This window comes from Corallococcus terminator, assembly GCF_003611635.1.
GTDB lineage: Bacteria > Myxococcota > Myxococcia > Myxococcales > Myxococcaceae > Corallococcus > Corallococcus terminator.
This window is the reverse complement of sequence record NZ_RAVZ01000279.1, coordinates 1-13,529: the sequence shown is the minus strand read 5'-3', so window position 1 is coordinate 13,529 and position 13,529 is coordinate 1. Positions and strand designations below refer to the sequence as shown.

General features: G+C 69.1%; 14 protein-coding genes. 12 read left to right on the top strand and 2 right to left on the bottom strand.

Annotated features, from left to right (window positions below):
* The first annotated feature begins 56 nt into the window (after window positions 1–56).
* The 10 genes from D7V88_RS30775 (at window position 57) to D7V88_RS30730 (ending at window position 9,304) form a co-directional block, all read left to right on the top strand.
* Window positions 57–794 (top strand): peptidylprolyl isomerase, encoded by a 738-nt coding sequence (locus D7V88_RS30775; protein ID WP_120544189.1) that lies wholly within the window; start codon window positions 57–59, stop codon window positions 792–794.
* A complete protein-coding gene (locus D7V88_RS30770; protein ID WP_120544188.1) occupies window positions 791–1,345 on the top strand; it encodes a peptidylprolyl isomerase in 555 nt (184 codons plus the stop codon). Before D7V88_RS30775 ends, D7V88_RS30770 begins: the two co-directional genes overlap by 4 nt.
* A gap of 93 nt (window positions 1,346–1,438) precedes the next feature.
* Window positions 1,439–2,392, top strand: coding sequence for a GTPase Era (gene era, locus D7V88_RS30765; RefSeq protein ID WP_120544187.1), 954 nt, complete (start codon window positions 1,439–1,441; stop codon window positions 2,390–2,392).
* 73 nt (window positions 2,393–2,465) lie between these two features.
* Window positions 2,466–3,872 carry a ribosome biogenesis GTPase Der gene (gene der / locus D7V88_RS30760; protein WP_120544186.1) on the top strand — a complete coding sequence of 469 codons (1,407 nt, stop codon included), beginning with the start codon at window positions 2,466–2,468 and terminating at the stop codon, window positions 3,870–3,872.
* A gap of 95 nt (window positions 3,873–3,967) precedes the next feature.
* Window positions 3,968–4,771, top strand: coding sequence for a tetratricopeptide repeat protein (locus D7V88_RS30755; protein ID WP_120544185.1), 804 nt, complete (start codon window positions 3,968–3,970; stop codon window positions 4,769–4,771).
* A gap of 42 nt (window positions 4,772–4,813) precedes the next feature.
* A complete protein-coding gene (locus tag D7V88_RS30750; RefSeq protein WP_504814557.1) occupies window positions 4,814–5,959 on the top strand; it encodes an outer membrane protein assembly factor BamB family protein in 1,146 nt (381 codons plus the stop codon).
* The gene (locus tag D7V88_RS30745; protein WP_120544183.1) at window positions 5,956–6,405 is read left to right on the top strand and encodes a (deoxy)nucleoside triphosphate pyrophosphohydrolase; all 450 of its coding nucleotides are present in this window, start codon (window positions 5,956–5,958) and stop codon (window positions 6,403–6,405) included. The genes D7V88_RS30750 and D7V88_RS30745 overlap by 4 nt, the downstream gene beginning before the upstream one ends.
* Window positions 6,405–7,280, top strand: coding sequence for a ribonuclease H-like domain-containing protein (locus D7V88_RS30740; RefSeq protein WP_120544182.1), 876 nt, complete (start codon window positions 6,405–6,407; stop codon window positions 7,278–7,280). Before D7V88_RS30745 ends, D7V88_RS30740 begins: the two co-directional genes overlap by 1 nt.
* 8 nt (window positions 7,281–7,288) lie before the next feature.
* Window positions 7,289–8,350 (top strand): hypothetical protein, encoded by a 1,062-nt coding sequence (locus D7V88_RS30735; RefSeq protein WP_120544181.1) that lies wholly within the window; start codon window positions 7,289–7,291, stop codon window positions 8,348–8,350.
* Between the two features lie 69 nt (window positions 8,351–8,419).
* A complete protein-coding gene (locus D7V88_RS30730; RefSeq protein WP_120544180.1) occupies window positions 8,420–9,304 on the top strand; it encodes a DUF3014 domain-containing protein in 885 nt (294 codons plus the stop codon).
* Window positions 9,305–9,307: 3 nt separating this feature from the next.
* Here D7V88_RS30730 and D7V88_RS30725 read toward each other — a convergent pair whose 3' ends face one another.
* Window positions 9,308–9,856, bottom strand: a complete 549-nt coding sequence (locus D7V88_RS30725; protein ID WP_120544179.1) for a hypothetical protein — start codon at window positions 9,854–9,856, stop codon at window positions 9,308–9,310.
* A gap of 134 nt (window positions 9,857–9,990) precedes the next feature.
* On the opposite strand from D7V88_RS30725, the gene D7V88_RS30720 reads away from it, so the two are divergent.
* Complete coding sequence (locus D7V88_RS30720; protein WP_120544178.1) at window positions 9,991–10,317, top strand: hypothetical protein; 327 nt, start codon at window positions 9,991–9,993, stop codon at window positions 10,315–10,317.
* A gap of 460 nt (window positions 10,318–10,777) precedes the next feature.
* Window positions 10,778–11,233 carry a GNAT family N-acetyltransferase gene (locus D7V88_RS30715; RefSeq protein ID WP_120544191.1) on the top strand — a complete coding sequence of 152 codons (456 nt, stop codon included), beginning with the start codon at window positions 10,778–10,780 and terminating at the stop codon, window positions 11,231–11,233.
* Between the two features lie 189 nt (window positions 11,234–11,422).
* Here the strand turns inward: D7V88_RS30715 and D7V88_RS30710 are convergent, their stop codons facing one another.
* Window positions 11,423–13,408, bottom strand: a complete 1,986-nt coding sequence (locus D7V88_RS30710; protein ID WP_244238484.1) for a PAS domain-containing sensor histidine kinase — start codon at window positions 13,406–13,408, stop codon at window positions 11,423–11,425.
* Window positions 13,409–13,529: the final 121 nt, after the last annotated feature.

Sequence of the window (13,529 nt, the reverse complement as noted above, 5' to 3'; positions counted from 1 at the left end):
GGGGGAGGGGGGTGGGGGGTAGGGTCCGCGCCTTCGTGCCCTGGAGGCCGTCCCGTATGCACCGTCTTCTCGGTATCACCGTGGCCTTGTTCGCATTCGGAGTCCTGGCTTTGGAGCCGGTTCCGGCTTCCGCGAGTGGCCCCTGGACGAAGAAGGTCCAGGCCGGCAAGGACCTCTACGCGACCCTGAAGACGAACCAGGGCACCGTCATCGTGCGGCTCTTCCCCAAGGATGCGCCCAAGACGGTGGAGAACTTCGTCGGGCTGGCCACGGGCGAGAAGCGCTGGACGGATCCCCTCACGGGCCAGGAAGTGAACCGCCCCCTGTACTCGGGCAGCGTGTTCCACCGCGTCATCCCGGGCTTCATGATCCAGGGCGGCGACCCCACCGGCACCGGCAACGGCGACCCGGGCTACCGCTTCGAGGACGAGTTCCAGAGCGGCCGAGGGTTCGACAAGCCGGGCATCCTGGCCATGGCCAACGCGGGCCGGAACACCAACGGCAGCCAGTTCTTCATCACCACCTCCACGCCCTCGCACCTCACCGGCCGGCACACCATCTTCGGCGAGGTCGTCTCCGGCTACGACGTGGTGGAGAAGATCTCCAACGTGCCCCGCAGCGCGCAGGACCGGCCCCAGACGCCGGTCATCCTCATCTCCGTCACGCTGAGCGACAAAGCGCCCAAGGGCGTCCCGGCGGCCAAGGCCCCGGCCACCGCGAAGGACGCGGCGAAGGCGGCCGTGAAGAAGAAGGCTCCCGCGGACGCCCCCGTCGCCCCGAGCCCCGCGCCATGAGCTTCATGGCACTGGCCCAGAAGGGTGAGGACCTCTACGGCACCCTGGACACGACCGAGGGTCGCATCGTCGTGCGCCTGCTGTCCCGGGACGCACCGAGGACGGTGGAGAACTTCGTGGGGCTCGCCACGGGCGAGAAGGAGTGGAAGCACCCCATCACCAGCGCGGCCATGCACGGCCGCCCGCTCTACGACGGGACGCTCATCTTCCGGTGCATCAAGGACTTCATGATCCAGGGCGGGGACCCGAGCAGCCGTGGCAACGGCGGGCCTGGTTTCCGGTTCGAGGATGAGTTCCAGAGCGACCGGCGTTTCGACAAGAAGGGTGTTCTGGCCATGGGCAACACGGGCCCCAACACCAACGGCAGTCAGTTCTTCATCACCGTGGCACCCACCCCGCACCTCAACAACCGGTACACCATCTTCGGCGAAGTGGTGGACGGGCAGGACGTGGTGGACCGCATCGCCAACGAGCTTCCCAAGGACTCGAACGACCGTCCCCGCCGGGACGTGCGCATCCAGACGTTGACCATCTCCACGGCGCGGCCCTAAGCAGCCACTCGTCGCCCCGTTCTTCGCGGTACCGTTGTTTCCCCGGGGCCTTCCCTCAAGCAGGAGGAAGGCCCACTGATCATCTCCGGAAGTATGGCCTCCCAGTCCTCGCAGAAGAAAACTCGCGCCGGCTTCGCCGCGCTCATCGGCCGGCCCAACGTGGGCAAGAGCACGCTGCTCAACGCGCTCACGGGCGAGAAGATCGCCATCGTTTCGCCCAAGCCGCAGACCACCCGCAACCGCATCCTGGGCGTGGTGACGCGTCCGGAAGGGCAGGTGGCCTTCCTCGACACGCCCGGCATCCACCAGGCCAAGGGAGAGCTCAACCGCTACATGGTGGAAGCCGCCCTCTCCGCGGCCGAGGAAGTGGACCTGGTCCTCTTCCTCATCGAGCCCCCCGCCGGGGAAACCATCGACGTGACGCCGGGCAACCGCGCCATCCTCGAGCGGCTGCAGAAGGTGGGCAAGCCCACCTTCCTGGTCATCAACAAGATCGACGCCATCCCGAAGGAGAAGCTCCTGCCGCTGATCTCGCTGTACGGCGAGCAGTTCCCCTTCGCGGAGGTGGTGCCCATCTCCGCTCGGGAGAAGGACGGCGTGGAGCACCTGTTCCAGGTGGTGCTGGGACACCTGCCGGAGGGCGAGCCGCTCTTCGCCGAGGACATGCTCACCGACCAGCAGGAGCGCGTGCTGGTGGCCGAGTACATCCGCGAGCAGGTCCTCAGGCACTGCCGGCAGGAGATCCCGTACTCCACCGCGGTGCTGGTGGACGTGTTCGATGAGTCCGAGCGCGAGCCGCGCCCCGGCACGCCCCCCGGCCAGTTGGGCGGCCTCATCCGCATCGCGGCGTCCATCTACGTGGAGCGCGACAGCCAGAAGGCCATCCTGATTGGCAAGCAGGGGCAGATGCTGAAGCTCATCGGCACGGACGCTCGCAAGTCGGTGCAGCGCCTGCTGGGCGCGCACGTCTACCTGGACCTGCGCGTGCGCGTGGAGGCCCGGTGGAGCGAGCGCGCCGCGGGCCTGCGGAAGCTGGGTTACGAGTGATGCGGCCGTCGTCGTTCGAGGGGTCGCCGTTCTTGTTGTCGCCGTCGTTGCCGTCGCTGTCGAAAGAGACTCCATGAAGCCGCTGGTCGCCATTGTCGGTCGCCCCAACGTGGGCAAGAGCACGCTGTTCAACCGCCTGGTGGGCCGCCGCGTCGCGCTCGTGCAGGACGAGCCGGGCGTCACCCGCGACCGGCACTACGCCGACGCGGACTGGGAAGGCCGGATCTTCACGCTCATCGACACGGGCGGCTTCGTGCCCGGTGAGAAGGACTCGCTGCTCAAGCAGGTGCGTGAGCAGGCGCAGTTCGCCGTGGAGGAGTGCGACGTCATCATCTTCGTCGTCGACGCCCGCGTGGGCATGTCCACCGCGGACGAGGCCGTCGCCAACTACCTGCGCAAGGCCGGCAAGCCCGTGGTCGTCGCGGCCAACAAGCTCGACAACGAGACGGGGCTCATGCAGTCGCTGGCGGGCGAGTTCTTCCGCATGGGCCTGGGCGACGTGCAGGGCATCTCCGCCGAGCACAACCTGGGCATGGGCAGCCTGATGGACTCCGTCGTGGCGAAGCTCGCCCCGAAGGTGGAGGGCGAGGATGCCGAGGCGCCCCCCGACGACGGGAAGATCCGCGTCGCCATCATCGGCCGGCCCAACGTGGGCAAGAGCACGCTGGTCAACGCCATCCTCAAGCAGAAGCGCGTCGTCGTCAGCGAGGTCGCCGGCACCACGCGAGACCCCATCGACTCCGAGGTCACGTACAAGGGCAACGAGCTCATCCTCACGGACACCGCGGGCATCCGGCGCAAGAAGACCATCGCGCACCAGGTGGAGCAGTACTCCGTCATCGCGGCGCTCAAGGTGCTGGAGCGCAGCGACGTGGCGGTGCTCCTGATGGACGCGACCGAACCGGCCGTGGATCAGGACGCGAAGCTCGCGGGCCTGTCCATGGACCGCGGCCGCGCGCTGGTCATCGTGGTGAACAAGTGGGACCTCATCGCGGAGGACAAGCGCAAGCAGGACGCGTTCCGCGACGACCTGAAGATCGCCCTGAAGTTCGTGGGCTACGCGCCGGTCATCTTCACGTCCGCCCTCCACGGCTCCAAGGTGGAGAAGGTGGTGGACGTGGCGGTGGAGCTGGCCAAGCAGTTCCGCTTCCGGGCGCCCACGCCGCAGCTCAACCGGCTGCTGGACTACATGGTGGACAACAACCCGGCGCCCATCGTGAAGAGCAAGCCGCTGCGCCTGTACTACATCGCCCAGGTGGCGGCGGCGCCGCCGACGTTCGCGCTCACGTGCAACGCTCCGGAAGGCGTCCCGGACATGTACAAGCGCTACATCACCAACCAGATCCGCAAGACGTTCGACTTGCGCGTGCCCATCCGGCTGCTCTTCCGCGAGCGTCCGGGCAAGGCCAAGCGCGAGGCGCGCAAGAACCCGAACCTGGCCAACAAGGGCAAGGGCGGGAAGCGGGCAGGGCGCGACTGACCGCGCACGTTCGTTGACACTCCCAGCAGGCGCTCTCTACAGTGCGCCGCTTTCGCAAGCGAAGAGCACGTCGAGCCGAGAGAGGTCCCCTCACCGTGGCCCAGCAGAAGACCGAGAAGATTCGTCAGCAGGAGCTTCGTCAGCCGGACGCCTTCCAGAAGGCGGGGGCGGACGCGCGCGACTGGCTGATGCAGCGCCAGAAGTTCCTCGCCATCGGTGCCGGAGTGCTGGTGCTGGGCGCGGTGGGCGCAGCCATCGTCAGTGAGGTCTCCAAGCGCGGCGAGGAGACGGCCTCCATGCAGTTCGGCCAGACGCTCACCGTGCTGGATCGCCCCGTGACGGGCGTGGACCCCGCGGACCCCACGTCCACGGAGTCCCCGTTCGCGACGGTGCAGGCCCGGGACGAGGAGATCGTCCGCTCGCTGGCGGAGTTCCGCAAGGCTCACGACGGCACGCGCGCGGCCACGACGGCGGCCCTGCCGCAGGCGAAGGCCGAGTTCCGCCTGGGCAAGTACGACGACTCGCTGGCGTCCCTGGCCGTCTTCCTCAAGGGCGTGCCGGAGAATGACGCCCTGCGCGCGGGCGCCCTGGAAGGTCAGGGCTATGCCTACGAGGCCAAGGGTGACTACGCCAACGCCATTACCTCCTTCGAGCAGATGGAGAAGGCGGACTCGGGCGAGTACCTGGCCGGCATGGGCCAGTACCACAAGGCGCGCATGCAGATTCTTCAGGGCAAGAAGGACGACGCAGCGCTGACGCTGTCGAAGATCCCCACGGACCACCCGAACAGCGCCGCGGCCCGTCAGGCCACCGAGCGCATGGCGGTGCTGGCGTCCGAGGGCGTGAAGGTGCCCACGCCGGCGCCGCCGCCGGCCGCCACCACGACGGATGCGGGGTAGGCCTCCGCTATGACCATGCGGCGCGCTCGGTGGAAGCGGTGGGTGGGGGTGTTGGCCGGGGTAGGGCTCCTGGCCGGGTGTGGCCGGGCGCAGCTCTATGGCAGTCCGGAGCTGCCCAGGGCCCCGCGTCAGCCGCCGGTGGAGTACTTCCAGGTCGACTGGTGGAAGGGGCTGGTGGAGAAGGTTCCGCTGCTCGAGTACTCGCCGCGTGAGCCCGCCTCCCCGGTGTACGAGCCGGAGAGCCGCAACGTCATCGCGCAGACCCGCGACGGGTACATCCACGCGGTGGGCCCGGACGGCAAGGTGTCCTGGTCGTTCAAGACGGGGGCTCCGGCGCTCGCGGGTGCCATGGCGAGCGAAGGCGTCGTCTTCGCGCCGGGTGGCGACGGCACGCTGTACGCGCTCGACGGCATCACCGGGGCGGTGAAGTGGAAGTACCCGACCCAGGAGTCGCTGGCCACGGTGCCGGTGCTGGCGGACGGACTGGTCCTGGTGGCCACCGACACCGACACGGTGTTCGCGGTGAAGGCGTCGGACGGGACGTGGGTGTGGCAGTACCGGAGGGATCCTCCGTCGGGCTTCACCATCCGGGGCGCCTCCGCGCCGAAGGTGGACCAGGGCACCGCGTACATCGGTTTCTCCGACGGCTTCCTCGTCGCCCTCAAGGTCGATGACGGTGGCGTCGTCTGGGAGAAGTCCCTGTCGGGCACCGGGACGGAGTTCCTGGACGTGGACACCACGCCGGCCATCGACTCGGCGGGGCGGCTCTACGTGGCCTCGTACAAGAACGGCCTCTACGCGCTGGAGGCGGACTCCGGCGCGGTGCTGTGGAACACCAGCGTGGGGGGCATGACGTCGGTGCTCGCCCGGGGTGAGGTGGTGTTCGCCGCCGGCGACAGCCGCGTGGACGCCTACCTGGGAGAGACGGGACGGCTCATCTGGTCGCTCCCCCTCAAGGACAAGACGGCCCTGGCTCCGGTGTTGGCCCGGGGAATGTTGCTGATTCCGAACCAGAACGCGCTGCTGTTCGTGGATCCGACGACGGGCAAGACGCGCCTGTCGTGGAACCCGGGCAGGGGCATTTCCGCGCCGCCGTACGTCGTGGGCTCGCGGGTGTACGTGCTGACGAACAACGCGTACCTGTACTCGCTGGACATGAACAACGTGCAGAAGGGGCCGCGCGGGTGACGCGCGCCGTGCCCCGGACGGTGCGGGTGGTGGCGGCGCTGATTCCCCAGCCCTCGTCGGAAGGGGGCAGGGTGGATGGCGGGCCCCGGTTCCTTGTCCAGCAGCGGCTTCCTGGAGGCAGCCGGGCGCTGCTCTGGGAGTTTCCAGGCGGCAAGGTGGAGGCCGGCGAAACGGACGAGGCCGCCCTGGCGCGCGAGTGCCGCGAGGAACTGGACGTGGAGCTGTCCGTGGGCCGCCGCCTGTGGGAGGGCCAGCACACGTATCCGGACCTGACCGTGGAGCTGGTGCTGTACGCGGCCACGCTGATGTCGGGCGAGCCGAAGCCGCTGGGCGCGCACATGATTGCGTTCCACACGCCTCCGGAGATGCAGGCGCTGCCGTTCTGCGAGGCGGACGTGCCGCTGCTGGAGGACCTGCTGGCCGGAAGGATGGGTGCGCTCGATTGATGCTGCTGCACACGTTCCAGCACATTCCCGGCGTGGGGCCGTGGCGCGAGAAGGACCTGTGGTCCAAGGGCATCCGGACCTGGGACGACTTCCCGGACGGCGGCATCGTCATCAGCCGCAAGGCGGACGTGATTGCCCGCGAGCGCATCGCCGTGGCCCGCGAGGCGCTGGCCCGCCGCGACTTGAAGGAGCTGGCGCGTCTGGTTCCGCCGCGCGAGCACTGGCGCCTGTTCCCGGAGTTCCAGGACGACGCCGTCTACTTCGACATCGAGACGGACGGCAGCCAGACGCAGGTGCCCACCGTGGTGAGCCTGTTCGACACCGCGGGCCTGCACGTCTTCATCCAGGGCCGGAACATGGACGCGCTGCCGGAGGCCATGGCGAAGCGGCGGCTGTGGGTGACGTTCAACGGTTCGTGCTTCGACGTGCCGGTGCTGAAGGAGTACTTCGGCGAGAAGCACTTCCCGGTGCCGGAGGCGCACATCGACCTGCGCTTCGTCACGCGGCGGCTGGGGCTGGGCGGCGGGCTGAAGGAGATTGAAGAGAAGCTGGGCGTGGGCCGGCCGCCGCACCTGAAGGGCGCCAACGGCTACGACGCGGTGCTGCTGTGGCGCGCGTACCTGCGCCGGGGTGACGTGGCGGCGCTGCGCTACCTGGTGGAGTACAACCTGTACGACTCGTTCCAGCTCCGGTCGCTGATGGACCTGGCCTACAACAAGGGCGCGGACGACCTGAACCTGGATGTCCCCCGGATGAAGGTCTTCGAGCGCGGGGACCTCTTGTACGACGTCAGCCGACTGCTGTTGGAACTGGGGCCCACCCCAAGCGACGTGGACACGCTCGCTCGGGTGAGGGCCATGGAGCAGGATTCCTGAGCGGCCAGGTGGTCCCCTGGGTCGGCCGCCCACGGCCTGGCACCCCCTGGGGCATTCCCAGCCGCCGCGTGGAGCTCACCCGGATCACCGCCTTGCCGGTGACGGACGCGGAGTGGGCCGGGGACGGGTTCGTCCTGAGTCCGGGCGCGGACGCCCTGGGGCTCGCGTTGAGCACGCGCCGGCTGGCGGTGCTCCAGGCCGGTGAAGCGTGGCCGCCCGAACGTTCGCTGGAGCTGCCCCGGTCCGCGCAACTGGTCGCGCTGCACCCGTCGCTGAAGAGCGCAGCGGTGTTGGGGCCAGGGCGGATTGAAATGGTCGGGATGGGCACGGACGGGGGCACCGCGGGAACGACGGCGCGCACCTGGACGCGGCCCACGCAGGCCATCGGGTTCGACAGCACGGGCCTCGGGTTGTGGACCAGTGACGTGGTGGACGGGCGGGCATCCGTGCAGTTGGTGGACGCGCGGACGTTGTCCGACGTGGACGTGATGGCCACGAGCCTCGACGCGCCGCTGGGCGAGGACGACGTGGACGGGCTGCACGAATGGATGCCGCACCCGAGCCTGCCAGTGATGGGCGCGGCGGTGAGCTGCGGCCAGGACGGCACGTGGCTTACGTTCGTGGAGCGTGGTCCGGCGGGGCTCGTGCGGGGCGCGGAGGTCGCGTCGGTGGACGCGCCGTTCTACCCGGCGGGCTTCTTCCCGGATGGCGCGAGCTTCATCGGCGTGGGCGGCACCTGGGTGCGGCGCTGGTCGTATCCGCAAGGGACGATGGCGGCGGAGTTCATCCTGCCGGAGGTGGGCACGCTCGCGACGGGCTACACCGGGCTGGTGACGGCGCGCTCGGTGCTGGTGGCGGTGGAGGACCTGTTGGCGGCGGGGGAGTGGTACCTGCTTCAACTGGACCCCGGCTCGTTGAAGCCCGTGTGCGCGTGGGAGCTGCCGTTGTCCACGGAGGCCGTCACGTCGCTGCACCTCCTGCCGGGCGGCTTCATCCTGTCGCCGGAGGACGGCCAGCTCTGGCGCCTGCCCGAGGACGTGCTGGCGTCCGGTCCGGCTTCCGACCGTTGAACACCCGCCGCGCGGATTGTTCACGCGCGCGTGGAATGGTGCCCGGGGCTGTCTGTAGGGTCCGGGACCATGAGCGATCCGAACTTCGTCAATCAGCCCCCGGGAGTCCCACCGCCGCCGGACGCCGAGCCACCGAAGGCGCCATCGCGGGGCAAGGTCCTGGGTATCCTGGTGGTGCTGATGGTCGCGGCGCTGGTGGCTTCGTATTTCGGGCTCAAGCGCCAGTCGGAGCCCGCGCCGGTGGCGGTGACGCCCGCGGTGGTGGATGCGGGCGTGGTGGCCCTGCCGCCGGACGTGTCCTTGCCGGAGAGCGACGGTCGCGTCCGGGAACTGGTGCGCAAGCTGTCGGTGGACCCGGAACTGGCGCGGTGGCTGGAGGAGCGCGACCTGGCGCGCCGGTTCACGTCGTCCGTGAACAACATCGCCGAGGGTGAGAGCCCCCGGGCCTCGCTGCTGTTCATGGCACCGCAGGGGGGCTTCGAGGTGGCGGCGTTCGGGACGGGCGGCCGCACGGCGATCGCGCCCGCGAGCTACGCGCGCTACGACCTGGTGGCCCGGGTGCTGGGCTCGCTGGATGCGACGGGCGCGGGGCTCGTGTACCGGGAGCTGAAGCCGCTCATCGACCAGGCGTACCGGGAGATCGCGCCGCCGGGACAGACCTTCGAGGTGACGTTCGGTCGGGCCGTCCAGCACCTGCTGGCGGTGCCGGTGCCACCGGGACCGGTGGAGGTGGAATCCAAGGGCGCGCTGTATGTGTACACGGCGCCGGAGCTGGAGGGCCTGAGCCGGGCCCAGAAGCACCTGCTGCGCATGGGCCCGGGGAACATCCGGATCATCCAGGCGAAGCTGCGCGAGATGCGCACGGCGTTGAACCTGCCGACCCCGGTGCCCACGACGCCGGAGCCGCTGCCGGACCAGGAGCAGGTCCCGGGGCAGTCGGAGACCGGGCAGTAGCGGCTACTTGCGTTTCTTCTTCGCGGGGGGCGGCGGCGGCTTGGGCTTTTCCTTGTCGCCAGCGATCTGGAACGCGGCGCGGAGGTCCTCGACGTCGCGGCCGAGCGAGTCCTGGAACGCCGTGCCGGTCTGGGCGTCCACGACCAGCGTGTAGGAGTAGCCCGTCTTGAGCGGCTGCGGCAGGTGGATGCGGTAGACGAGCCCGGTGTCGGCCTCCGTCACGGAGTCGTCGGAGATCATGGCCCGGTCGGCTTCGTCCATCAGCCGGACCCGGTAGTTCTTCAGAGGCAGCGTGCTGCGCAACTCCAGGTCGGAGGTCTGTTCGACGAGCGGCTTTTCCTCCATGGCCAGGGGGATGAGCGCGAGGCCGGCGTCCGGAGCCTGGTACTGGAGCGTGAAGGCCACGGTCGCGGGGGCCGCGTCCGGGGTCACCGAGGTGCCGGTGACGCCGCCGTCCAGGGGGGCCTGGGGCGTCTTGTCGGGACAGCCCGTGAGCAGGGCCGCGGTGAGGCCGCAGAGCACGGCGAGGCCGGTTCGTCGGAAGAGGCGCATGGGGCGGCAACGTATGTGCCGAACGCGGGCTCGGGAAGCCCGAGTACACGGGCCTGGGAGCCCAAGGTCACTGGCGGACGATAATCTGGAGGTCCGGGCGGGTGCATTTCGCGGCGCTCGGGGGAGGACTTCCGATGGCTGACTCGAATCCCAGCAATGTGCCCGTGATGTCGGTTCGCGACTGGCTGGCGCTGCAGTTGCTCGCGGCCCGGTCCGCGGGCCGGAAGCTGGAAGCCGGCCAGGAAACCCCGAACCGGGAGGCGGAGGTCGCGGAAGCATTCGCCATGGCCAACGCCTTCATGGCGTACCGCGCGAAGCTGACCGAGCAGGAGGCCCAGGCCGAAGCCGAGCGCGTCCGACTGGAAGAGGAAGACCGTGCCGCACGCGCCAGGAAGGCGGAGGAAGACCGCATCTTCGAGGCGAACGCCCGTGCCTATGCCGCGAACCCCAACGACCGGTAGCGGCGCCGCGAATCCGGCGCCCGGGATGGCTGGGCGACCGGTCGCGGGGACGTCCACGGGAGCGAGGGGCCTGGAATCGAACCCCCTGGAATCCCTCAGGAGCCTCTAGTCATAACGTCTGATAAGAAGCGTTATGTAAACTAACCGGATGGTCCTTCTGCGAGACGTGTCCCCTGGGTGTTCAGTTAACCGGCCAATCCGCCCCTGCTGCCGTCGTCGGCGCGCTGCTCTGGGCGCGGTGGTCGCCCAGGCATCGCCGAAACGGTTGACCGGCCAATCCGGACGCAGTTGGCGACGACAGCGCGTAGAGGTTGCCCACGTCCTCGCGGATCCGATTGAGTTGAGCCGCTTCACGAGCAGCTCCACTCGGTGACTCAATTCGGGCTTGTCCCCTGCTCGCTTCTGGCCCACCGGAGCTAGAGTCGGCTCGTCACTCGGCTCACGGAGACCGGCTCTCTTGGTGATCCTGCGCAACGTTACAGATGAAGACCTCCCGATCTTCTTCGAGCACCAACGGGACGCAGTCGCGCTGCGCATGGCCGCATTCCCGTCACGGGAGCGCGATGCCTTCCTGACCCACTGGCGCACGAAGGTTCTCCGCCCCGAGAACGTGACCCGCACCATCGTCGTTGGCGGCTTGGTCGCTGGGTACATCGGCAGTTGGGAACAGGACGGCAAGGGCCTCGTCGCCTATTGGATGGGTCGCGAGCACTGGGGCAAGGGCATCGCGACACGAGCGCTCTCGGCGTTCCTCGTGATTGAGCCGATTCGTCCGCTCCATGCGTGGGTCACTGTCCACAACGTCGGGTCGATCCGCGTCCTCGAGAAGTGTGGCTTCCGCACGGTGGCTCAGGAGAACCAGCAGCACGCGGACGGAGTTGCTGAGGTACTCATGACGCTTGGTCCGAGTCCTTAAGCAACTTCATGGGGCCAAGGGCCTCTCTAAAGCCGTCTGGGTCGCCCCCTATCCCGAACCGTCCCCTGGGTGACAGCTCGTCGTCCTGTTTTGCTCCGAGTCCTGGTTCTCCTCTCCCGTCATTCCTACCTGCACTCTCAGTCAAACCACTGCTTCCTCCGGTCCTGCTGCGGTGGCTTCGCGCGAGCGTCACAGGCAAGGCAGGGCGAAGTGGAACGTCGAGCCGTGCTCCACCTCGCTCTCCACCCAGATGCGACCGCCGTGGCGCTCGATGATGTCGCGGCAGATGTAGAGCCCCAGGCCCAGGCCTCCGAAGCCGGAGATGGGCGCGTTCCTCGCGCGGAAGAAGCGCTCGAAGAGATGCGCCTGCTCCTCCTTCGGGATGCCGATGCCCTCGTCCTTCACGGAGACGCACGCCTCCGTACCCATGCGCAGCGCCGTGACGCGGACCGTGCCGCCAGAGGGGCTGTACTTGAAGGCGTTCTCCACCAGGTTCGCCAGCACTTGCGCGAGCCGGGCGCGATCTCCCCTGATGACGAGCGGCTCGTCGGGCGCTTCGAACCAGAGGGAGTGGAGGGAGTTCGTGCCGCGGAAGTCCGAGAGGACCTCGCGGATGAACTCCCGCAGCGGGATGGGCTCCGTCGTGAGCTCCAACTTCCCGGCCTGGATTCGCGAGGTGTCGAGCAGATCATTGACGAGCACCGACAGCCGCGCGAGCTGGGCGAGCGCCTTGTCCACGTGGCGCGGGGCCACGACGTGCCCGCTGGCGTCCGCCTGGCCCTTCAGCATCTGGAGATGCAGCTTGAGCGGGGTCAGCGGCGTCTTCAGTTCGTGGGCGGCGATGGACAGGAAGTCGTCCCGGACGCGGATGGCCTCCTCGGCCTCGCGCAGCAGGCGGTCGCGCTCGGCCTGGGCGCGGTACTCCTCCGTGATTTCAGCCACCACCGCACCCACGCCCAGGATGGTGCCGCTTGCCGACCGCACGGGGTAGTAGCTGACGTTCCAGTGCCGCTGCTCGCCCGAGGTGCCGGGTCCCTCTCCCGTCATGTTCAGGCCGATGATGGGGATTCCCTCGTCCAGGACCTGCCGGATCAGGGGCTCGACGATGGGTGCCAGTTGGGGCGTCATCTCCCGCACCGTCCTGCCAAGATCGTCCTCGCGGCGCCGGCCATGGAGCGCGGCCAGTGCGTCGTTGATGCGCAGGCAGCGCAGGTCCCGCCCGATGAAGCCCAGGGCGATGGGCGCGTGATTGAGGAAGGTGTCGAGCAGGGCGAAGGACTCCTCCAGCCGCTCACGCGCTTCGTGCTCGGCGGCGAGCAGTCGCCCCTGTTCCGCCAGTGCCTGGCGCTCGGCCGTCACCTCCCGGTAGCTCCAGATGCGGCCGATGATGGCATCGCCCAGCATCTGCGGAATGGACCCGCACTCGAACACCCGGCCGTCGCGGAGCTCGACGATGTAGTCGCGGTACGCAGAGGAGGGCTCGAAGCCCTGGCGGATGAAGGCGATGAACTGCGCGGGGGCCGTCACCCATGGCTCCACGCTCGCGAGCGCCTTCTCCGCGTCCCGCTCCTCCATCATCGCGTCCGTGAGGCCCCACATCTCCTGGAAACGCTTGTTGAAGGCGGTGATTCGCCGGGCCAGGTCCACGACGATGACGCCGTCGGTGATCGAGTCGAACGTGGCGCGCAGCAGCGAGGTCTGGTGCTCCAGGTGCTCCCGAGCCCTGCGCTCCTCGGCGGCGCCCGGACAGAGCGCCTGCGGCTCCCTCGCGGCCTCCGGTCCGGGTAGCTCGGACTTCCGGAGACGGGCACAGGCGCCGAGCTGCGTCCCGTCCTCGCCGAAGACGGGCACCACCACCGCGCTCAGCCGCTGCTCCTGCCCGGCGTCCTCACGCAGCCCATCCGTGCCGGTGAGGGCCTCGTCGAGCGCGTGCCGGAGCCAGGGCAGTCCGCCGAGCACCTCCTCCGCGGAGCGGCCGACGGGAGGGCCGCTCCGCCACCCGGCGGCGCCAGCCAGCACCGAATCCATCCAGACAATCCGCCCCTGGCTGTCCACGACCAGCGCGGCATGGAGGCTCGCCCCCACCTGGAGAAGCAGCTCGACCGGCGAAGGGCGGGAGGTGGGCGTGGCCCGCGAGTGAGCGGGGCCCTCCCATGCCGCCGGCCCTGCACTCATGTCGCCGTTCATTCCGGCCACCTCCCTTCCGGCGTGCGGGTCGGTCTGCCCGATGAAGGAAACATGCGCAGCGGGTCGGCCTGACGCTCGCGCCAGACGGGCGGCGCACCCATGCCCGCCC